This is a genomic window from Salegentibacter sp. Hel_I_6 (genome assembly GCF_000745315.1).
Classification (GTDB): Bacteria; Bacteroidota; Bacteroidia; order Flavobacteriales; family Flavobacteriaceae; genus Salegentibacter.
Genome location: NZ_JQNQ01000001.1, coordinates 2,805,612 through 2,827,363, shown reverse-complemented (window position 1 = coordinate 2,827,363; position 21,752 = coordinate 2,805,612). Strand labels below are relative to the sequence as shown.

Annotated in this window: 19 protein-coding genes; 10 read left to right on the top strand and 9 right to left on the bottom strand. The window is 37.0% G+C overall.

The annotated features are described in order from the left end of the window. Window positions 1-74 precede the first annotated feature (74 nt). Window positions 75-908, top strand: a complete 834-nt coding sequence (locus FG27_RS12420; RefSeq protein WP_037319575.1) for an OmpA family protein — start codon at window positions 75-77, stop codon at window positions 906-908. A gap of 77 nt (window positions 909-985) precedes the next feature. On the opposite strand, the gene FG27_RS12415 is transcribed toward FG27_RS12420, so the two are convergent. The 4 genes from FG27_RS12415 to FG27_RS12400 form a co-directional block, all read right to left on the bottom strand. Then, window positions 986-1,822 carry an alpha/beta fold hydrolase gene (locus FG27_RS12415; RefSeq protein WP_037319573.1) on the bottom strand — a complete coding sequence of 279 codons (837 nt, stop codon included), beginning with the start codon at window positions 1,820-1,822 and terminating at the stop codon, window positions 986-988. A 100-nt stretch (window positions 1,823-1,922) separates the two neighbouring features. After that, on the bottom strand, window positions 1,923-2,543 hold the full coding sequence (locus FG27_RS12410; protein WP_037319570.1) for an L-threonylcarbamoyladenylate synthase: 621 nt from the start codon (window positions 2,541-2,543) through the stop codon (window positions 1,923-1,925). Between the two features lie 65 nt (window positions 2,544-2,608). After that, window positions 2,609-2,821: a DUF2945 domain-containing protein gene (locus tag FG27_RS12405; RefSeq protein ID WP_037319569.1), complete on the bottom strand. Its 213-nt coding sequence runs from the start codon at window positions 2,819-2,821 to the stop codon at window positions 2,609-2,611. 68 nt (window positions 2,822-2,889) lie between these two features. Beyond that, window positions 2,890-5,211 (bottom strand): ATP-dependent helicase, encoded by a 2,322-nt coding sequence (locus tag FG27_RS12400; protein WP_037319567.1) that lies wholly within the window; start codon window positions 5,209-5,211, stop codon window positions 2,890-2,892. A 164-nt stretch (window positions 5,212-5,375) separates the two neighbouring features. Between FG27_RS12400 and FG27_RS12395 the strand changes: the two genes are divergently transcribed. From FG27_RS12395 to FG27_RS12385, 3 genes are read left to right on the top strand one after another with little or no spacing between them, the layout of a single operon-like run. Next, complete coding sequence (locus FG27_RS12395) at window positions 5,376-6,656, top strand: amidohydrolase (RefSeq protein ID WP_037319565.1); 1,281 nt, start codon at window positions 5,376-5,378, stop codon at window positions 6,654-6,656. Between the two features lie 2 nt (window positions 6,657-6,658). Further along, window positions 6,659-8,281 carry an FMN-binding glutamate synthase family protein gene (locus tag FG27_RS12390; protein ID WP_037319562.1) on the top strand — a complete coding sequence of 541 codons (1,623 nt, stop codon included), beginning with the start codon at window positions 6,659-6,661 and terminating at the stop codon, window positions 8,279-8,281. Beyond that, window positions 8,278-8,799 (top strand): hypothetical protein, encoded by a 522-nt coding sequence (locus FG27_RS12385; RefSeq protein ID WP_037319558.1) that lies wholly within the window; start codon window positions 8,278-8,280, stop codon window positions 8,797-8,799. The genes FG27_RS12390 and FG27_RS12385 overlap by 4 nt, the downstream gene beginning before the upstream one ends. On the opposite strand, the gene FG27_RS12380 is transcribed toward FG27_RS12385, so the two are convergent. Genes FG27_RS12380 through FG27_RS12370 form a run of 3 tightly spaced genes read right to left on the bottom strand, consistent with a single transcriptional unit; the run spans window position 8,796 to window position 12,739 of the window. Beyond that, the gene (locus tag FG27_RS12380; protein WP_037319556.1) at window positions 8,796-9,719 is read right to left on the bottom strand and encodes a patatin family protein; all 924 of its coding nucleotides are present in this window, start codon (window positions 9,717-9,719) and stop codon (window positions 8,796-8,798) included. The two genes, FG27_RS12385 and FG27_RS12380, sit on opposite strands and share 4 nt — an antisense overlap. Beyond that, window positions 9,719-10,621 (bottom strand): patatin family protein, encoded by a 903-nt coding sequence (locus tag FG27_RS12375; RefSeq protein ID WP_037319553.1) that lies wholly within the window; start codon window positions 10,619-10,621, stop codon window positions 9,719-9,721. Before FG27_RS12375 ends, FG27_RS12380 begins: the two co-directional genes overlap by 1 nt. A 3-nt stretch (window positions 10,622-10,624) precedes the next feature. Then, window positions 10,625-12,739: a M1 family metallopeptidase gene (locus FG27_RS12370; RefSeq protein ID WP_037319551.1), complete on the bottom strand. Its 2,115-nt coding sequence runs from the start codon at window positions 12,737-12,739 to the stop codon at window positions 10,625-10,627. 119 nt (window positions 12,740-12,858) lie between these two features. Between FG27_RS12370 and recG the strand changes: the two genes are divergently transcribed. The 3 genes from recG to pheT all read left to right on the top strand — a co-directional run bounded on the left by recG (window position 12,859) and on the right by pheT (window position 18,788). Further along, entirely contained in the window at window positions 12,859-14,958 is a 2,100-nt protein-coding gene (gene recG, locus FG27_RS12365) for an ATP-dependent DNA helicase RecG (protein ID WP_037319549.1), read from the top strand. Between the two features lie 237 nt (window positions 14,959-15,195). Then, complete coding sequence (locus tag FG27_RS12360; RefSeq protein WP_037319546.1) at window positions 15,196-16,110, top strand: M48 family metallopeptidase; 915 nt, start codon at window positions 15,196-15,198, stop codon at window positions 16,108-16,110. A gap of 251 nt (window positions 16,111-16,361) precedes the next feature. Continuing rightward, window positions 16,362-18,788 (top strand): phenylalanine--tRNA ligase subunit beta, encoded by a 2,427-nt coding sequence (gene pheT, locus FG27_RS12355; protein WP_037319544.1) that lies wholly within the window; start codon window positions 16,362-16,364, stop codon window positions 18,786-18,788. Window positions 18,789-18,952: 164 nt separating this feature from the next. Here pheT and FG27_RS12350 read toward each other — a convergent pair whose 3' ends face one another. Next, window positions 18,953-19,540 carry a DUF4136 domain-containing protein gene (locus FG27_RS12350; RefSeq protein ID WP_037319542.1) on the bottom strand — a complete coding sequence of 196 codons (588 nt, stop codon included), beginning with the start codon at window positions 19,538-19,540 and terminating at the stop codon, window positions 18,953-18,955. 129 nt (window positions 19,541-19,669) lie between these two features. Next, the gene (locus FG27_RS12345; protein ID WP_037319540.1) at window positions 19,670-20,224 is read right to left on the bottom strand and encodes a fasciclin domain-containing protein; all 555 of its coding nucleotides are present in this window, start codon (window positions 20,222-20,224) and stop codon (window positions 19,670-19,672) included. 228 nt (window positions 20,225-20,452) lie between these two features. Here FG27_RS12345 and FG27_RS12340 point away from each other — a divergent pair, with 228 nt between their 5' ends. From FG27_RS12340 to FG27_RS12330, 3 genes are all read left to right on the top strand, one after another. After that, window positions 20,453-21,199 carry a hypothetical protein gene (locus FG27_RS12340; protein ID WP_051935838.1) on the top strand — a complete coding sequence of 249 codons (747 nt, stop codon included), beginning with the start codon at window positions 20,453-20,455 and terminating at the stop codon, window positions 21,197-21,199. A gap of 77 nt (window positions 21,200-21,276) precedes the next feature. Then, entirely contained in the window at window positions 21,277-21,522 is a 246-nt protein-coding gene (locus FG27_RS12335; RefSeq protein WP_037319537.1) for a putative signal transducing protein, read from the top strand. Next, window positions 21,515-21,706 (top strand): hypothetical protein, encoded by a 192-nt coding sequence (locus FG27_RS12330; protein ID WP_037319534.1) that lies wholly within the window; start codon window positions 21,515-21,517, stop codon window positions 21,704-21,706. The genes FG27_RS12335 and FG27_RS12330 overlap by 8 nt, the downstream gene beginning before the upstream one ends. Window positions 21,707-21,752 lie beyond the last annotated feature (46 nt).

Sequence of the window (21,752 nt, the reverse complement as noted above, 5' to 3'; positions counted from 1 at the left end):
CTATAGCTTCTTTTTCCGCTTTACATTTTTTTGATACTTTTGAAACATCTAACATTAATAACAATTACAAGATTATGAAACGAATTATGCTTTTATCGGCTACCGCCGTTCTTTTGTTTTCCTCTTGCGTGTCTAATAAAAAATACGCTGAGCTGGAAGAAAAACAAAAAACAACTCAGGATGAATTAAACACCGCTACTATTAAGTTAAATGCGTGTTTAGAGGACAAACAAAACCTTAATCAACAAATCACAAGGCTAAACAATACTAATGCGGCCCTGTTGAACAACGTTGGTGACCTTGCTACCCTTTCTAAAAAGGAAGCTGAGAACCTTGAGCGTTCTCTTGAAAGCATTAAAGAAAAAGACATGGCTATTACCAAAATGCGTGACGCCATTAATAAGAAAGATTCTGTAACACTTGCTTTAGTAACCAGCTTAAAAGGAGCTTTGGGTAATATGGCTGATGAAGACATAGAAATTAATGTTGAAAAAGGTGTGGTTTACGTTTCTATTTCTGATAAATTATTATTTGACAGTGGTAGATATAATGTAACCAACCGTGCTAAAGAAGTACTAGGTAAAGTTGCTACTGTTGTTAAAAACAAGCCAAACATCGAGTTTATGGTTGAAGGGCATACTGATGACAAGTCTATTAAAACTTCAATGTTTGAAGATAACTGGGATCTTAGTGTAAAAAGAGCTACTTCAGTAGTAAGAATTCTTCAGGACGAGTTTGGTGTTGAGCCAGCTAGAATGACCGCCGCAGGTAGAAGTTATTATGTTCCAGTTTCAAGTAATGCAACTGAAGAAGGACGTGCTAAGAATAGAAGAACTAGAATTGTTGTTCTTCCAAAATTAGACCAATTCTACGGAATGATCGAAGAAGGAATGAAATCAGCTGAATAAGCATTTTTCAAACTTATAATTATAGAAAAACCCCGCAAGAGCGGGGTTTTTTATTTCAATCTATGTTGTTTGTACTATTAGGCTTTTAAAAACCGAAGTAAAACTTCGTTAAACTCCTTTTTATGGGTCATTATTAATCCGTGAGGTGCACCCTTTATCACTTCAAAAGTATTGTTTTTAATAAAATCTTTACTTTTCTTACCGGCAATATCCATTGGCACAATTTCATCATCATCCCCGTGTACAATTAATGTGGGCACATCAAATTCTTTTAGATCTTCTCTAAAATCAGTTAAGCCGAAAGCATCTACGCAATCTAAAGTTGCTTTGGCAGAAGCGCTACAAGCAATACTCCAATCAAAATGCTTTTGCTCCTCACTTATCCTCTCTTTATTTTTACTGAAGTTGTAAAACTTATCTCCAAAACCAGCTAAGAAACCAGCACGGTCTTTTCTAATTTCTTCTTTAAATCCTTCAAATACTTCTTTTTCCAATCCATCTGGGTTATCATCAGTTTTAAGCATAAAAGGAGGTACTGCAGAGATTAGTGCTGCTTTTGCAATGTTTGCGGTTCCGTATTTCCCGATGAAACGAGCTACTTCGCCTCCGCCCATAGAGAAACCTACAATAATAACGTCAGAAAGTCCTAAAGCGGTAATCACATCATTTAAATCTGAAGCCAGGGTATCGTAATCATAACCTTCCCAGGGCTTATCACTATCTCCAAATCCACGACGATCATAGCTTATACACCTAAATCCAGCCTCAACAATTTTCTCTACCTGGTATTCCCACATTTTATGACTTAAAGGCCATCCGTGTATCAAAATAACCGGTTGTCCCTCTCCATAATCTTCATAGGCAAGCTTTATGGTATTTCCGTTTTCTTCGTTTTTAGTTTTAATATAATTCATTACTTATCTTTTTTTTAAGTTATGGACAATACGCGTCGAAAAAAAAGTAAAACCTGCATTTAGCAGGCTTTTAACTCGTTATCTAAAAATTAATTTAAAACTACATAATGTCTACGCTTCCTTTACCCTCCCTTATTATTTCAGGTTGTGAGGTGGTAAGATCAATTACGGTTGAAGGAATATTATCTCCATAGCCTCCATCAATAACCAGATCTACCAGATGATCCCATTTCTCTTTTATTAATTCAGGATCTGTGGTGTATTCTATTACCTCATCTTCATCATAAATAGAAGTAGAAACAATTGGATTTCCTAAAGTAGCGACAATGCTTTTGCATATCGCATTATCTGGGACTCTAATTCCAACAGTTTTCTTCTTCTTAAAGACATTTGGCAGGTTGTTGTTTCCGGGTAAGATAAAAGTATAAGGTCCCGGAAGATTTCTTTTAAGGATTTTAAAAGTAGCCGAATCTATTTGCTTTACATAATCTGAAAGGTTGCTTAAATCTTCACAGATAAAAGAGAAATTCGCTTTTTCCAGTTTCACCCCTTTTATCTGGGCAATCTTTTCTAGTGCCGAGGTATTAGTAATATCGCAGCCTAAACCATAAACGGTATCGGTAGGATAAATAATAAGCCCCCCGTTTCTTAAAGTTTCTACTACTTTATTAATATGTTTTTGACTTGGGTTTTCGTCGTAAATTTTAAGTAATTCAGCCATAAGTTATAAATTTTAATACCCGAGAATTTACAAATTTTCGAGCAGATATTTTTGAAATGGTTTCATTAATCTACTTTAGAAACTTCACTTTCCAGCTTTAGTACTTTACTCCCATCTTCCTGTTCTATAAAAAGAGCTTTATTTCCTTCTTCTCCTTTTCGGGTAATTTCACTGCCATCTATAGTTTTGGTAACTTCTTTAGCATAAGTTTTGGTTACTTTACCTTCAGCTTCCCCATTTCCCCATTTCCAACTCACTTTACTTCCTTCTTTTATCATAGTTTTTAATTTGAAGATAAAAAGAAAGCCGCGTGAAGCGGCTTTATATAACAGAAGTTTAACGACGGTTAGGAGATTAATTTAAGTTTTGCAAACCTTAGCAGTAACTTTTTAATTCCACCATTCTCAAAATCTATTTCGGCTTTTTTATCCTGTCCCACGCCATCTATAGCTAAAACTTTTCCTTTTCCAAAACGCATATGTTCTACTACGTTCCCGGCTTCCAGTTTTATAGCATTCGTAGCTTTTTCAGGTTCGGGGCTGGCTGGTTTTAATTTCCGAAGTTTTCTTAATTGAGATTCGCTTGGCTTATGTGCCGGCGGCGGAGTTCCTTTTTTGGGTTTGTTTTGGCGTAATTTACTTTTATCAATATCATCACCAAAAATATCGGTATCTATAAGTGGCTTGTATTTATAATCATCCTGCGGAATCATATAATCCATATACTGCTCATCTACTTCTTCAATAAACCTACTGGGTTCAGCATCTACCAATTTTCCCCAACGGTAACGGGACTGCGTATAAGTTAAATAAGCCTGTTTTTCGGCGCGGGTAAGGGCCACATAGAATAATCGGCGTTCTTCTTCCAGCTCGCTTCGGGTATTCATACTCATTCCTGAAGGGAATAGATCTTCTTCTAACCCAACAATATATACATACGGAAACTCCAAACCTTTTGCCAGGTGAATGGTCATTAAGGCTACACGGTCATCATCGCCGGTATCTTTATCCATATCTGTAGCGAGTGCTACATCTTCAAGAAATTCAGCTAAAGAACCGTTGGCATCTGCGAGTTCTTTTTGGCCTTCTACAAAATCCTTGATACCGTTTAATAATTCCTCGATATTTTCAATTCGGGCAATTCCTTCCGGAGTACCATCTTTCTTTAATTCCTGAACCAAACCGGTTTTTTTGGTCACTGTATCGGCTACGGTAAATGCATCGGCATTTTCGGCTAAAATCGTGAAACTCTTAATCATATTCACGAAATTATTAAGCTTGGTCTGGGTACTTCTATTGATCTTTAAATCAAGATGATCTATATTTTCAATAATTTCAAAAATGGTCTTGCCATATTGATTTCCGGCAATGCTCAATTTATCCATGGTAGTTTGCCCAATTCCTCGGGCAGGATAATTAATCACACGCTTAAGCGCTTCCTCATCTTTCGGGTTTATCAGCAAACGTAAATAAGACAGTACATCTTTAATTTCCTTTCGCTGGTAAAATGAAAGCCCACCGTAAATTCTATATGGAATTTCTTTTTTCCTAAGTGCGTCTTCCATCGCCCTACTCTGGGCATTGGTTCGATAAAGAATAGCGAAATCGCCGTTATTCATCTGGTTTTGCATTCTATTCTCAAAAATAGAACCCGCAACAAAACGGCCTTCTTCACCATCGGTAAGCAAACGATTTACAACAATTTTTGGCCCTTCATCATTAGCCGTCCACACTACTTTTTCAAGCTTGGTTTTATTCTTTTCAATAATGGAGTTGGCGGCGTTTACAATGTTTTTGGTAGAACGGTAATTTTGCTCCAGGCGGTACATTTGTACATTATCATAATCTTTCTGAAAATTCAGAATGTTATTAATATTCGCCCCGCGGAAAGCATAAATACTCTGCGCATCATCTCCCACCACGCATATATTCTGAAATTTATCGGAAAGTGCTTTTACAATTAAATACTGCGAATGGTTAGTATCCTGGTACTCATCTACCAAAATATACCTGAAACGGTTTTGGTATTTATGAAGCACTTCCGGAAACCTATTTAACAGTTCGTTGGTTTTCAGCAAAAGATCATCAAAATCCATCGCGCCGGCTTTAAAGCAACGCTCTACATATTCCTGGTAAATTTCCCCTAAACGCGGTTTTTTAGACATCGCATCGGCTTCCTTCAATTCCGGGTTTTGGAAATAGGCTTTTACCGTGATTAAACTGTTTTTATAGGAAGAAATTCGGCTATAAACCTGTTTGTATTTGTAAACGTCTTTATCCAGACGCATATCTTTTATAATCGCCCTAATTACACTTTGCGAATCCTGTGTATCGTAAATCGTGAAATTTGAAGGATAGCCCAATTTATCGGCTTCAAAACGTAGAATCTTAGCAAAAATGGAATGAAAAGTTCCCATCCAAAGATTTTTCGCTTCACTATTCCCTACAATTTTAGCGATACGGGTTTTCATTTCCCGAGCCGCTTTATTGGTAAAGGTGAGCGATAAAATATTAAAAGGATCTACCCCCAGGCTCATTAGGTAAGCAATACGGTAAGTAAGCACCCTTGTTTTTCCAGATCCTGCTCCTGCAATCACAATCATTGCGCCTTCCTTTTGCAGTACAGGCGCGCGTTGTGCGTCATTTAATTCGGCTAAATAAGCTTCCAATCTTTTCAGTTTTTTAAATGCGTGAAATTAACCAAAATGAGACAAAATATAAACCTGAAACCTACTTTGTTTTAAATTAACTACAACCTGCTTTAAGCAATTGGTTATCTTTTTAATATCTTTAAAATTCTACAAACAAAATTGAGCGCGAAATAAAATTTACTATGAAAAAAATTATATTCAGTCTGCTTGGGCTTTTTAGCTTTTCTTTGGCAGCCCAGGAAATTGATCCTAAAATCAACTCAGCTGCCGAAGAAATAGAAGAACAGGTGATTGAGTGGCGAAGGGATTTTCATCAGCACCCTGAACTTTCCAACCGGGAAACCGAAACCGCTAAGAAAATTGCAGCCCATTTACAAAGTTTGGGAATTGAAACTACTACCGGAATTGCAAAAACCGGCGTGGTAGGAATTCTAAAAGGCGATAATGAAGGCAAAACCGTAGCCTTAAGAGCAGATATTGATGCGCTCCCGGTAACCGAAAGAAATGATCTCCCCTTTAAATCTGAAGTAAGAACAGAATTTTTAGGTTCAGAAACCGGGGTTATGCACGCCTGCGGGCATGATACTCATATCGCAATTATGATGGGCGTCGCAGAAATTCTTTCAAAGAATAAAGATAAAATAAATGGTACAGTAAAGTTTATATTTCAACCCGCTGAGGAAGGTCCGCCGCCGGGCGAAGAAGGCGGTGCTTCGCTCATGATTAAGGAAGGTGTATTAAAAAATCCCGATGTAGATGCCATCTTCGGACTTCATATAAATTCGGAAACCCCAGTGGGTACAATTCGTTATAAACCAGAAGGCACTATGGCAGCGGTAGAACGTTTTGTAATAAATGTTACCGGAAAACAAACCCACGGATCTGCTCCCTGGAGTGGCACCGATCCTATTCTAATTTCAGCAAAAATTATCGATGGTTTGCAAACAATAATCAGTAGGGAATCTAAATTGGTAGATGCCGCCGCGGTAATTTCCGTAGGAAAAATCACCAGTGGCGTTCGCTTTAATATTATTCCGGAAACCGCCGAAATGATTGGAACAATAAGAACTCTGGATCCAGATATGAAAAAATTAATTCTGAAAAGGATGAACGAAATGGTCCCTGCAATTGCTAAAGCCTATGGTGGGGAAGCTACGGTTGAAATTCAAAATAATACTGCTATTACTTATAACGATCCTGAACTTACCAGCAAAATGTTACCTACACTACAGCATGTAGCTGGAGAAGAAAACGTGGTTTTAGCAAAAGCAACTACAGGTGGTGAAGATTTTTCATTTTTCCAGGAAGAGGTTCCGGGTTTCTATTATTTTCTTGGTGGAAAACCTTTAGATTCTAACGAACCCGCTCCACATCACACTCCTGACTTTTTTATTGATGAAAGCGGAATGTTATTGGGAGTGAAAACAATGTCTCAACTGGCAATAGATTACCTAAACCAATAATTATGGATTGCTTTTTTAGTTTTATAGCTTCAATCGAATGGTGGGGCTGGCTTCTTATTGTTATCATTTTAATCGCTATAAAAGACATCTTTTTTAATAGAAGGCACACTATAAAACATAATTTCCCAGTGGTAGGTCATATTAGATACTTTTTAGAAGGTATTGGTCCTGAACTAAGGCAATATATAGTAGCCAGTAACAGGGATGAATTGCCTTTTAACCGTGTAGAGCGGGGTTGGATCTATGCTTCTGCCAAAAATGAGAATAACTACGAAGGTTTTGGAACCGATCAGGATATATTTTCTACGCATTATATATTCATCAATAATGCAATGCTTCCATTTAAACTTGGAGAAAATCATCCCAATAGGATAGATCCAAATTTTATAGCCTGCGCAAAGGTTATGGGAGAATCTAACCAAAGAAAGCGCCCCTACAGGCCTGCTTCAATTATCAATGTTTCGGCGATGAGTTTTGGTTCTCTTTCAGCAAAAGCTGTTGCATCTTTCAACGAAGGTTGTAAAGAAGCCGGTGCTTATCATAATACCGGTGAAGGCGGGCTTTCGCAATATCACCAAAAAGGAGCCGATGTTGTTTTTCATTTTGGAACCGGTTATTTCGGAGTTCGGGATAAAGCCGGTAATTTTTCTATGGAAAAAATGGTGGAACTGGTAAAAAACAATCCGCAAATAAGAGCTATTGAAGTTAAACTTTCCCAGGGAGCAAAACCCGGAAAAGGTGGCGTTTTACCCGCTTCCAAAATCACAAAGGAAATCTCGGAAATAAGGAATGTCCCTTTAGGCAAAGACGTACTATCACCGCCCAATCATTCAGCCTTCAGCACAATTCCGGAAATGGTAAATTTCATTGAAGAAATTGCTGAAGCAACCGGGCTTCCGGTGGGAATAAAATCGGCCGTCGGGAAATTGGATCAATGGGAAGAGCTCGCTTCATTAATGGCAAAAACCAAACGTGGCCCCGATTTTATTACCATAGATGGTGGTGAAGGTGGTACCGGTGCTGCCCCACCAAGTTTTGCCGATCATGTTTCGCTTCCCTGGATCTATGCGTTCACCGATGTTTATAAGATATTCTTAAATGAAGGAATTACCGATAGAATCGTATTTATTGGCAGTGGAAAACTCGGTTTCCCGGCACAGGCCGCTATGGCATTTGCGCTTGGTGTTGACTGTATAAATGTGGCCAGAGAAGCGATGATGAGTATTGGGTGTATCCAGGCGCAGGCCTGCCACAATAATACCTGCCCTACCGGCGTTGCTACACAAAACAAATGGTTACAATCTGGGATAAATGTAAAAGATAAGGCACGCCGGGTTAATTATTACTTTACAAAATTTAGAAAAGAACTTTTGGAAATCACACATGCCTGCGGTTACGAACATCCTTCCCAGTTCACTATGGACGATGTAGAGATCAATTTAAGCGATAAGAACCTGGCAAAAACCCTGGCGACTACTTTTGCATATCACAAAGAAAAAGTACCTTTCACCGATATTTACGGCCATATGGATTGCCAGCATCTAGGAGGAAGTTATAAGCAAAAAGAAGTTAAAACCAAAGAAGCAGAAACCGAGGAAACTTCGGCACATAATAAGAACGAATGAATCAAATAGAACTTTCCCAAATATTATTAGCTATTTTACCGGCCTTGATTGTGGGCGTGGTAGCATTTTACTTTTTCAGTTCCTATAACAAAAATGAAGAAAATAGGAGGCGATTTTTATTACACAGGGAAAATCAAAAAACGGCTCTTCCCTTAAAATTGCAAGCCTATGAAAGAATGACACTTTTTTTAGAACGTATTTCCCCGGGGAAAATATTATTCAGAATAAAGCCGAATTCTGATGATAAAGAAGCCTACGAACGTCTTTTAATCAATACTATAGAGCAGGAGTTTGACCATAATCTTGCGCAGCAAATCTATCTTTCTACCGAAAGCTGGGATTATATAAAAACTGCTAAAAACGCTACTATCGGAATTATAAGAAAAGCAAACCAACAGGAAAGTGTAACCAATGCCGATAAATTAAGAGAAATAATCCTGAAGAATTTAATGGAAAAACAATCTCCTACCGAAGCTGCAATTGCGTATTTAAAAAACGAAGTAAAACGCTTTATTTAAAACAAGCCGAAGAAATTTTTTCTTTTAGTAGCCAGGTATTGCAAGTGTTTTTCTTTAGCATGATCATAACCTTGCTGCCACCATTCTGTCATTAATTCTTTATTGAAAACCAGTGAATTCTCAGTCAGTTTTGTAGGGGTGTAATAGGTAGTTAATTTTACTTTTTTATTTAGTGCGGCGAGTTTCCCTTCAACGATATCGTGATATTCTACCTGGTCCAGCAAAAACCCAAAAAGATTGATCATTAACGAAAATGGATTTTTCCCCAACACCTTATTGTATTCCATATTTTCGGCTTCAAGAATTATCGCATCAACTTCTGTAGCTCCTCTTTTTATAGCTTCCCTAATTGGCACTACACAGCCAAGTCCACCATCGGCATATTCAAATCCGTCTTTTTTTGCCAAACTCATAAACGGAATATAATTACAACTTATCCAGATCCAGTCGCAAAAATCTTCGTAAGTAAAATCGTTAATCGACTTATATTCTACCCGATTTTTAGATAAATTAGAAACGGTTACTACCACGTCTTCTACCTGATTTTTAAGCTGGGCAAAATTCTCTTCAGAAAAATTTCGTTTAATATGTTTCCTAAGATTCTGGCTTTCCCCAAAAGTTCTTTTTTTACGCACGAATTGCCAAAACATATTAAAATAATTGATAGTCACATATTCGCGACCTTCTTTGCGCTTCACTACAAACGGATTTATACTAAAAATCTTACGCTGATTTACGTTGGTGTAGATCTCGTAAACCTTGTCTATATTTCCCATCGCGAGATGCGGAATTAATAAACTTCCGGTAGAGGTACCAAGAAATAAATCGTATTTCTTGCCTTCTTCCTGAATTAAATATTGGGCAACGCCTCCTGCAAAGGCTCCTTTACTTCCACCGCCAGATATTACCAGTGCGCGCATTAAGGTTCAATTTGATTAATTTCCTCGCTTTTTTCTTTGGCGTAAGTGTAGCCAGTTCTCCACCAGGACTTCATTTGTTTTTCATCAAAAATAAGGGAATTGGTAGTTAATACGGAAGGCGTGTAGTAAAAATTTATCGTTACATTTTTATTAGCGGCGGCAAACTTACCTATTTTAATATTCTGTTTTTCTATTCTATCCAGCATAAACCGGAACAAATTGGTGATTAATCCAAAGACATTTCTAGAAGGCATTCTATTATAAAAAGTAGCTTCAGTTTGCAAAATTACCGCATCAACATGGGTAGCTCCTCGTTTTATCGCTTCTTCAATAGGCACCATAGTCCCCAGGCCACCATCGGCATATTCGCAGCCTTCCTTTTGCACTAAACTCATAAACGGCGTGTAATTGCAAGAGATCCAAATCCATTCACAGAAATCTTCGTAATCAAAATCCTTAATCGATTTATATTCTACGGTATTGAGCGAAATATTGGAAACCGTAACCACAATATCTTTTTTTCCGGCCTGCAAGCTTAAGAATTCTTCTTTAGTTAAAGTTTCTCCTATTAATTTTCTAAGGTTTTTACTTTCCCCAAAAGTCTTTTTTCCTTTTAAAAAGTTGAGAATTACATTAAAGTGATTAATGCTTATTTGATCGTAACCGTGGCGACGTTTAATTAAAAATGGCCGATTGCTAAAAATACTGGATTGATTGACCGAGGTGTAAATTTCCTTTATCTTTTCACATTTATTAAGTGCAAGATGAGAGATAAGCAAACTGCCTGTTGAAGTTCCCAAATAGAGATCGTAATCTCGTTTTAACTCTTCAATCAAATACTGGCCTACTCCCCCGGCGAAAGCGCCTTTACTGCCTCCTCCAGATATCACCAGTGCCCGCATAAATTATAGTTTAGATTTAAGAAAGTCCTGTTCCTTCTGAGAAAGACCATTATCTAAAGCTAAGAATTTTTCACGATACTCCTCGTTTTTAAGCAGCTCTGTAAGTAATTGACGGCAATAATTTCTAAACCTATAGGTATGGTGTTGGGTTCCCTGCATAAGATCCAACAGGTTTTGATTGGTAAAACTATTTATTTGGTATAAATAACCAAAAGCATTTTCCCTAACTTCTATTGGATAGTGAGTGGCCGTATACCCGGAAAGCTCATTGTAAGTTTTCTCCCGGTTTTGCGCATCGTAACCTGGTGTCACCAGATTTAAAGTGAGCCAAAGCATTCGCACATTTTTATTGGTGAAACCTTCAACTTCCCTGGTTTTATCTAGATATACAGAAATTTCCTGGGGGAAATTCATCCATAATTTAAGTAATGCTGTTTGCTGGGTTATATAGGATTCATCGTTAAGTAACGACTCAAAACTCGCTTTTAGTTGCTGCGGAATTCTCTCCATACTGGTCGCGATCGCCTGCCGAACGTAGATATTATTGGTTGCAAAAGCTTTCTTGTATAGCTTTAATGCTGTTTCTGAAGTTTCTCCTTCTAATTGATACACAACCTCCTGCCCGGTGTAGTCGCTCACTGGAAAATTAAGCGCAGCACTTAAAAATTCTTCTTTTTTTTCGAGCGGAGTTTCGCGAAGGGCCAAAATCTCCAAATGTTTTTTTATAAATTCAGAATTCTTTAGTGAATTCAAGGCAGCAAATCCCTGGAAAGCAGTCTGGTTTAGCCATTTGCTCATAAAATCTGAAAGATCTTCATTTGAAACAGCCTCAACCTCAGCAATAAAATTTTCAGTAGTTGCGGTTTTGAATTTATAAAGTGCCAGGTAATTCTTCACTGCTTTAGTAAAAGCAACATCGCCCACTTTTTCTCGCAAAATATGCAAGGCCCAGGCTCCTTTTTGATAGTAGGTAAGAGAACTGGCGTTAGCTTTTGTAACCGGCTCTCCTTTCCCTCTGTCGCTTAATTCTTTAAGTCTTTCTCCAGCTTCGTATAGTTGCCAATAGTAATAATCATCTCCAAAAATCTCTCTTTCTGCCAGGAGGGCGTAAAATGTTGCAAACCCCTCGTGTAACCAGTGATCGTTTGCAGTTTCTGCAGTTACTAAATTTCCAAACCATTGGTGAGCCATCTCATGCGCATTTACACTCACATAATTTCGATCTTTAAAAGCTATAGAATCGGTTATAAAAGCGTGGTCAAAAATAGTGGCGGAAGTATTTTCCATACCAGAATATAGAAAATCTCTAACCGGTGCCTGTTTATAGTTTTGCCATGGATAAGCCACGCCGATTTCATTTTCCATAAAATCAAAAATTAGCTTGGTATGACGATAAGTGGGCTCTAGCTTATCTTCTTCAGAAACTGGCATATAAAATTGCAAACCAACTCCTGAAGCAGATTCTGTTTCTTCTACAACATAATTTCCCGCAGCAAAAGCCAGTAAATAACTGCTCATTGGGCTTTGCATATCAAAATCCCAAATTTTTAAAGAATCATTTACCGAAGTACCTGAAAGTCTTCCATTGGCTATCACCTCTAAATCCTTGGGGAAATGATACGAAATATCAAATTCTACTTTTTCGCGCTGATCATCGAATGAAGGCAACCAATTGGAAGTATATTTTCCCTGCCCCTGTGTCCAGATCTGTTTTGGAGCATCTATAGCATCAGGAAGTTCCCAGTTAATAAAATAAACTGCATCCTTTGGTTTTGCTTGATATTTTAGTTGCAACGAATTGTTTTCCGAGAGTTTTAATTCATTTTTTATCCAAATACGTTGCCCCGTGTTTCTAAATTTAGTGGATTCTCCATTCAGCAAAACCTCATCAAATTGCATATTCCTGGCATCTACATAAAACGAATCGATACTTTTTAGAACATAAAAATCATATTTTATAGTACCAGAAACACTCTTTTCCTTCGGTGAAACCAGGATTTCAGCTTCAGCTTTTTTAAAATTTATATTATTTATTTGATCTAGAGAATCTGCTAATGGCGCCTGGCTATAGGTGTTCCAACAGAAACAAAAAAAGAAGGCGATGAGGGGATATTTCATATTAATAAACTACAATCGCAAATTACGAAAACTTAATAAAATCTCGGTCTTAGAAAATTTGAGATTTATTTTTAAATGAAATTCAACCTAAAAAACCTGATTTTAATATCTTCGTTTTCATGAACGCCAATATTCTGCAAACACCCATAGATTACTTAAAAGGGGTCGGCCCAAATCGCGCCGATTTACTGCGGAAAGAACTCGGCATTCATACCTATCAGGATTTGGTGAACTTTTTTCCTAATCGTTACCTGGACAAAACCCGGTTTTATAAAATAAATGAATTACAGCGAAATTCAGCCGAAGTGCAAATCGTTGGAAAAATCACACATATAAGAAGTGTAGATCAAAAACGCGGCAAGCGCCTGGTAGCTGATTTTATTGACGACACCGGGAAAATGGAACTGGTTTGGTTTCGCGGCCAAAAGTGGATTCGTGAGAATTTAAAGATCAATACGCCTTATGTGATCTTTGGGAAAACCAATTGGTTCAACGGCCTTTTTAGTATGCCGCATCCGGAAATGGAACCGGTAGAGGAATATAAAAAGCAATTGCGTACCGCGATGCAGCCAATTTATCCTTCTACCGAAAAATTAGCAAAATCGGGCATTACCAACCGGGTTATCAATAAATTGATGCAACAGCTTTTTATTGAAACCAAAGGGAAATTCTACGACACGCTTTCTGAAGAAATTACTTCAGAATTAAAACTGATCCCAAAGGCAGAAGCCGTATTTAATATTCATTTTCCGCAGAGCCAGGAATTGTTGGCTAAAGCTCAGTTTCGATTAAAATTTGAGGAACTCTTTTATATTCAGCTGCAATTGCTGATTAAAAATATGCTTCAGAAGCAAAAGATAAAAGGTTTTGTTTTTGAAGAAATTGGTCAAAATTTTAGTGAATTTTATAGCAATCACCTCCCATTTGAACTTACCGGCGCGCAAAAGCGGGTAATTAAAGAAATACGCGCCGATCTTGGCAGTGGCGCACAAATGAACCGATTGCTGCAGGGCGATGTAGGTTCAGGAAAAACCATTGTCGCACTAATGTCTATGTTTATTGCCTTAGATAACGGCTTCCAGGCCTGCCTTATGGCACCTACAGAAATTCTCGCAATTCAGCACTATAATGGTCTTGTAGAACTTTGCAGTGATCTGGACACCAGTATTTATTTACTTACCGGTTCTTCAAAAACTAAAGCCCGCCGTGAAATTCACGAAAAGCTGGAAAACGGCGAAATAGATATTCTAATTGGGACCCACGCTTTGCTGGAAGACAAGGTGAAATTCAAGAACTTAGGACTGGCCGTTATAGATGAACAACACCGTTTTGGTGTAGCGCAACGGGCAAAATTATGGCGAAAGAATAAAGTGCCCCCACATATTTTAGTGATGACGGCAACGCCAATTCCCAGAACTTTAGCGATGAGTCTTTATGGCGATTTAGATATTTCGGTAATAGATGAATTACCGCCTGGCAGAAAACCAATTAAAACCGTACACCGCTATGATAGCAATAGGCTTAAAGTTTTTGCTTTTATTAGGGATGAAATAAAAAAAGGTCGGCAGGTTTATGTAGTCTATCCATTGATCCAGGAATCGGAAAAAATGGACTATAAAGATTTAATGGATGGTTATGAAAGTATTGCTCGTGAGTTTCCAGATCAACAAATTTCTATAGTTCATGGCCAGATGAAATCTGACGCTAAAGATTATGAAATGGATCGTTTTGTACGCGGAGAAACTCAAATTATGGTCGCCACCACTGTAATTGAAGTTGGCGTGAATGTACCAAACGCCAGTGTCATGATTATTGAAAGTGCCGAGCGATTTGGGCTTTCCCAACTACACCAGCTTAGAGGCCGAGTAGGCCGTGGTGCCGAACAGAGTTTTTGTATTTTAATGACGGGTCACAAATTATCTAACGACAGTAAAACCAGGTTGGAAACCATGACCGCCACTAACGATGGTTTCGAAATTGCCGAAGTTGATTTAAAATTACGAGGCCCCGGCGATATTATGGGCACCCAGCAAAGCGGTGTTTTAAATTTAAAAATTGCCGATATTGTTAAGGATAATGACATCCTAAAACTGGCGCGACATCACGCTATGAGAATTTTAAAAGAGGACCCTAATCTATCTCTGGATAAAAATAAGGTACTCCGTTTTACTTACGGGCAGTTAGCTAAGCATAAAAATATCTGGAATTATATTAGTTAAGCTGTACTTCAGCCAGAAAAAATATACCAATTTTCCCCTGATTTTCACCAAAATTGCAGCCATACTTTCTACATCTCTCATTACACAAATATCCACGCTTTCTTTTTATTCATAAGGGATTCAAAAGAAAACAAAGCAGGTTAAATTACTGCATATCAACACAAAACAAGATTTACGCATAATCAACTTAAGCTTGAAATTCTTAAATTTAAGAAAATAACCAAAACATCAAGAATTATGAAAGAGGGAATAGTTTTAAGAAAGATGATAAGTCTGGTGCTTATTTTATGCGGGGGCTTGCTGTTTGCTCAGGAGGAAAGTGAAACAGTATTGGATGAGAAATTATATCAGGAATATAAAAGTAATGGGCTTGATAAAGCCATGAAAATGTATGAAAAGCATAAAACTGCAGAATACGAAGGTTTGCAAGAACCCTTAAATCTCCTCGGTTACAAGTTGATGATGGATGATAATGACCTGGAAACTGCAGAGCAGGTTTTTAAAGCACAAATTGAAGAATATCCAGAAGAAGCCAATCCTTATGATTCTTATGGCGATCTATTATTAGAAAAAGGAGAAAATGAGAAGGCCAAAGAGAATTTTAAGAAAGCGGCAAAATTAGCGGAAAATATAGAGGACGAAGCAGAAAAAACCGAAATGAAACAAGCTTCGCTTTCAAAATTAGCACGTTTAGAAAATAAACACCGCCAATTAGATTTCCTTTCGGGTAATTGGGAAATTACACAAACCGGCTACAGAAATGGCGAAGCAATAAATATACCGTCAAGCAGCCAAACTATTAGCTATTTACCAGGAGAATCGGTTTTAAGAATTGAACATTCTAAAGAAGGAAATGCCGCCTGCTGTGAGAGAATTGTGGCTTATAATGCCTTAAAGGATACTTATCAAATGGCTTACATCAATGCTGTAAATCCCAATGGGATTGAAGTTTCTGACGTAGATATTAGAGACATTGGAAATGGTAAATTTGAGTTTTTAGAAGATTACACCGAAAATAATGTGAAGAAACAAGCAAAACATGAGATCTCTAAGACTGATAATGATAATATTGAATGGAGTGTCTTTTTACCAGAAGAAAGCAGTGAGAATTGGGAACTTGTAAATAATATGAAATTTAAAAGAAAGGCTTAATTATTAGTTTAGGTTTAAATTAGCGTTTTGAAAGGAGCAACTTAAGTTGCTCCTTTCTTTTTAATATCAATTTTGCCGAAAAATTCCATCAAAACCTCAAGGTAAATCTCCGAAATATAGATCGAAAATTTATTTTTTGAACCCAAGCAAGCCACTCTATATTTAAATCTCGATTATCGCGTAAAATTAAAATTTGAAATTATGCCAAAACTATTCGTAATACTATCTTTGCGAACTGAAAATATTAAGAGATGAAAATTTCATACAACTGGCTTAAGCAATTTATTAAACTTCCGGAAGATTCAGAGAAAACTGGAGAATTACTCACCGATTTAGGTCTAGAAGTAGAAGGCCTGCAAAGTTTCCAAAGTGTTAAAGGTGGTCTTGAAGGGATTGTGGTAGGCCACGTACTGGAATGCAAAAGTCATCCTAACGCAGATAAGTTACAACTTACCAATATAGACCTAGGCAACGGGGAAAATGTACAAATTGTTTGCGGCGCTCCAAATATTGCTGCTGGACAAAAAGTTCCTGTAGCAACTATTGGAACAACGCTTTATGATGAAAAAGGTGATGCCTGGCCAATTAAAAAAGGGAAGATTAGAGGTGAAGCCAGTTTTGGAATGATTTGTTCTGAAAAAGAACTCGGGCTTGGCCAAAGTCACGAAGGGATTATGGTGATGCAAGATGACCTTGTTCCCGGAAAACCGGTTGCAGAGATTTTTGAAGTTGAAAACGACCAGGTTTTTGAAATTGGTCTAACACCAAACCGTGCCGATGCTATGAGCCACTGGGGTGTAGCCAGAGACCTGAAAGCTGGCTATACGCAACAAGGCAAGAATTTAGAACTTATTACTCCATCGGTTAGTAGTTTTCACGTAGATAATAGAAGTCTTAAAATACAAATCCAGGTAGAAGATTCAGCGCTAGCACCGCGCTATTGTGGCGTTACTATCTCTGGCCTTAAAGTTGAAGAATCTCCAAAATGGCTTCAAAACAGGTTAAAAGCTATTGGCCTGGGACCAAAAAATAATATTGTAGATGCTACCAATTATGTGATGCATGAGCTAGGGCAGCCACTACACGCTTTTGATGCTGCAAAAATTGCAGGCAATGAGATTAACGTAAAAACCCTGGAAAAAGGCACAAAATTCACAACCCTTGATGAAATTGAAAGGGAATTGCATGAAGAAGATCTTATGATTTGCGATGCGGAAAAACCACTTTGTATCGCAGGTGTTTTTGGAGGGGCGTTTAGTGGGGTAAGCCAGGCTACTACACAAATTTTTCTGGAAAGCGCTTATTTTAACCCTGTAAGTGTTAGAAAAACAGCCAAGAGACATGGATTAAATACCGATGCTTCTTTTAGATTTGAGCGCGGAATTGACCCAAACATTACTGAATATGCTCTAAAGCGTGCGGCTCTTTTAATTACCGAAATAGCCGGGGGCGAAGTTACTAGTGATATTGATGATCTTTACCCCAAGAAAATTGAAGATTTCCAGGTTTTCCTAACTTTTGATAAAGTAAATAAACTAATTGGTGAAAATCTACAGGAAGAAACGATTAAATCTATTCTTGCTTCTCTTGAAATTAGGGTGAATAATGTTACCGAAACCGGTATGGGTCTTACTATTCCGGCTTATCGTGTAGATGTACAGCGTGAAGCTGATGTTATAGAAGAAATACTAAGGGTTTACGGTTATAATAATATTGAATTTGGTGAAAAGCTAAATGCATCCGTAGCTAATTCCTCTAAATTTGAAGATTACAAACTTCAGAATTTAATCGCAAATCAGTTAGTGGGGCAGGGTTTTTATGAAACTATGGCCAATTCGCTAACTACCCCAACTTATACCGAATTAAGTGAGCAATTAAAGGAGTCTCATAACGTAAAAATGCTGAATCCTTTGAGCCAGGATTTATCGGTTTTAAGACAGTCTATGTTATACTCAGGTTTAGAATCTGTGAGTTATAACATCAATAGAAAACGTAGTGATCTTAAGTTATTCGAATTTGGAAAGACTTATCACGACTATAATGGCAGCCGTATTGAAAACAAACACCTTTCTATATTTATTAGCGGAAACCGAAATGCAGAACGCTGGAACGCTGCATCAGGTAGGACCGATTTCTTTTTGCTAAAAGGAGTAATTCAATCTATTTTTCAAAGACTCGGGATTGAAAATCTAAAACCTTCCGCAGTAAAATCTGATGTGTTTTCTGAAGGACTTATATTTTCTTCAGCTAAAAATAATCTGGTAGCATTTGGCGTGATTCGTAAGAAAGTCCTGAAACATTTTGACATTGAGCAGGAAGTGCTTTATGCCGATTTTAATTGGGATGCGTTACTGGAAGTTACAAAAGCAAGAAAAACCAGTTTTAATGCAATTCCAAAATATCCTGCAGTTAGACGTGATTTCGCTTTATTACTTAATAATAGTGTGACGTATGAAAAAATTGAAGAGATCGCATTAAAAACGGAGAAGAAATTACTGAAAGAAGTAGCTCTTTTTGATGTTTATCAGGGACAAAATCTTCCGGAAGGGAAGAAAAGTTACGCGGTAAGTTTTAAGTTTCAGGACGAAAATAAAACCCTTACCGACAAACAGGTGGATAAAATGATGAAAAAACTTCAGCAAAGATTTGAAGAAGATCTTCAGGCTGAATTGAGGTAATTAGATATAAGATTGGCTGTTTAGAAACTTCAAATTTTCGTCAACCTGAACTTGTTTCAGGTTCTAACTTGAGCTAAAATTCGATTCAGCTTAGACTCTGAAACAAGTTCAGAGTGACGCCAGGATTATCTAAACAGCCAATTTTTATTTCCAGCTAAGAAAGATTATGGAAATTTTTTAAATATTTCATCTACATAATTTCTTAGATCTCTTTCCAATCTTTTAGAGCCAATTTCCTCATCGGCTGTACCGCGCCATAAAATTTGATTTGTCCTTCTATCTATTAGATCAATAACTATAGATTTTTCTTTATAAGGCAACTGCTTTATGGCATTATCTGCATCAATACGTTGTACGGTGAAATAATTTTCATAAGTATAATCTTCGTAATACGGCCCAATATAAAGCCCGGGGCGGTAATAGGAAAAATTAGTATAAACAGGATCGGCATTTACATCTACTACCCTTTCATCAAACATAGCGTGAATATAAACTAACACATCTGGCCTGCTATTATCAATCGCAAAATTCTCACTAGACATATTATTGTTTATGGTAGAAATAATAACTTCGTGAACACGATCATTATCATAACCCCTATCCTTAATTGTATCCTTATTGGGTAAGTAGGAATAAGTATTATAGCTTTTTAATTTTTTCGCAGATTCTTTAGAAATATTGCTTCCATAGCCACAAGACATCATAAAAGCACCTGCCATAATTAGTGTAATAAATAGTTTTAATTTCTTCATAGTTTTCAATTTTAATTCAAATTAAGTTTTCTTGTAGGATTAAAAAAAATATAAACTCCATTTGATATTTAATTAACAAATAAGAGCGGCCTTTTGAGCCGCTCCAAATTCTTCTTTTTCAATAGCAATTTATTTCCCTGGCAATACAACTGTATCAATAACGTGAATCACTCCGTTAGATTGATTTACATTAGGAATAGTAACTGTAGCAACATTTCCTGAAGCATCTTTAAGTTTAACCTTATCATCTTCCATCATTGCATAAAGTTTTCCTCCATTAACAGTTTCGAAAGTAGCTTTTCCGTTTCCATCTTTGATAGCAGCTACAACATCATCTGCACTAAAGTTACCAGCCACAACGTGGTAGGTAAGTACAGCCTGAAGTTTTTCTTTGTTTTCTGGCTTCAACAAAGTTTCTACTGTTCCTGAAGGTAGTTTCTCAAAAGCAGCATTAGTAGGAGCAAACACAGTAAATGGGCCGTCTCCCTGCAAAGTTTCAACCAGTCCTGCAGCTTTTACAGCGGCAACCAAAGTTGTGTGATCATTAGATTGCGAAGCGTTCTCCACAATGTTTTTACTTGGGTACATTTCTGCACCACCTACCATAGTAGATCCGTTTTGGGCCATTAAAGTCCCTCCAATAAATAGGAAACAAAAAATTCCTAATAGTTTTAAATTTCTCATAACAATAATTTTAAATGGTTTATTAAATAAACGAGATTCAAAGTGCTTCGGTTTTTTAAAGCGCTAAAATTTTTTATTCAGAATTCGTTTGTTTTAATTTTTGTCTAATTTAAACTTATTAACGTTAAACAGTATTTAAAAATATCCAATTAGGATAGTTTTAACATCAATATCATTTTGAAAAAATAGGATTGCAGGAATCATCTTAATTACTTAATTTAGTGACAGATGCTAAAGAAAAAGAAAATGAAGTTGAATTTAAGTTTGCCTCGCACTAATCTAGAAGTGCAGCTGCATAAATACCGAGAAAAAAGAATCTCTTCTGAAAATATTCTACAACAGGTACAGGATATCTTTGATAATGAAACAAAAAAAGAAGATGAAATTCTAAAAGAAATTCATAATGGAGATGCTGGAATTAATAATTTTAATCTGGATCTACTGGAAAGCGATAGAATATTTCACCTCTCAGACATTGAAAAGCTTTGTATAGAATACCGCCTGCGTTTTTTAGATAGCACTTATTTTAAAGGAGAAATCCCTTATGAAGCGGTTAGCAAAATTAAAGCTTTAGAAAAAGAACAACAGCTCACCTTGAAAGGCTTTAAAATTGTAGCTCCTTCCAAGCTTTTTAAGCTTGAAAATGCCGATGATCCTTTGCTATTTGCTCCCATGGGTAACGATTATTACTATTTAATACACAAATGGGGGAACGATTTGCAGCCATTGAGAAAGTTAATGATGTGGCCTTTTAAAAATCTTGAAAATTTTATTGGTTTCCTATTGCTACTAAGTTTTTTAATCGCACTACTCATTCCTGACGGACTCTTCTCCCCACAGCAAACAACTGCTCAATTTTTTATGGTATTTTTTTTCGCATTTAAATGGGTAGCCGGGCTTTCTATTTTCTACGGGTTTAAGAAAGGAAAGAATTTTAGTTCCGCGATTTGGCGTAGTAAATATTATAATGCCTAGAACGTTAAACTCAGTATAAAATAAGCATAGAGCTATTTTGTTATTTGTATTTTAGATAGTACTAAAAACTACTAATTATGAGTTCAGACGAATCTTACGAAAGAGTTTATACCGGTTCAGACACCAATGTACAATACCTGCAGGAATTATTTGATAAAGCCGGAATTTCTTCCCGGGTTAGAAATGATTTTGATTCGGGATTAAGAGCCGGATTTGGCGGAGGTTTACCAGGACAGGTTCAGCTTTTTGTCGTTAAAAATCATTATGATGAAGCTTTAAATATTGCAAAAACAACCTTTCCAAAAGATTATAAAGATGAGTAACCTCCAGGGAGGAAAACGCAACAAATGGCACTTAATTTTGGGTATTTTATTCCTGGTTTACGGTGCATACAGGCTCTACACCCACTTAACAGCGGAAGTGACCGATAATTTCGGATTAATCTTGGCGGTTGGGTTTATTATTTTTGGGATATACGATCTCTTTAAATATTTTAAAAAAATATGAATATTAAAATTCATTGAGAACAAAAAGCTGTTTGAAATTACCAAGA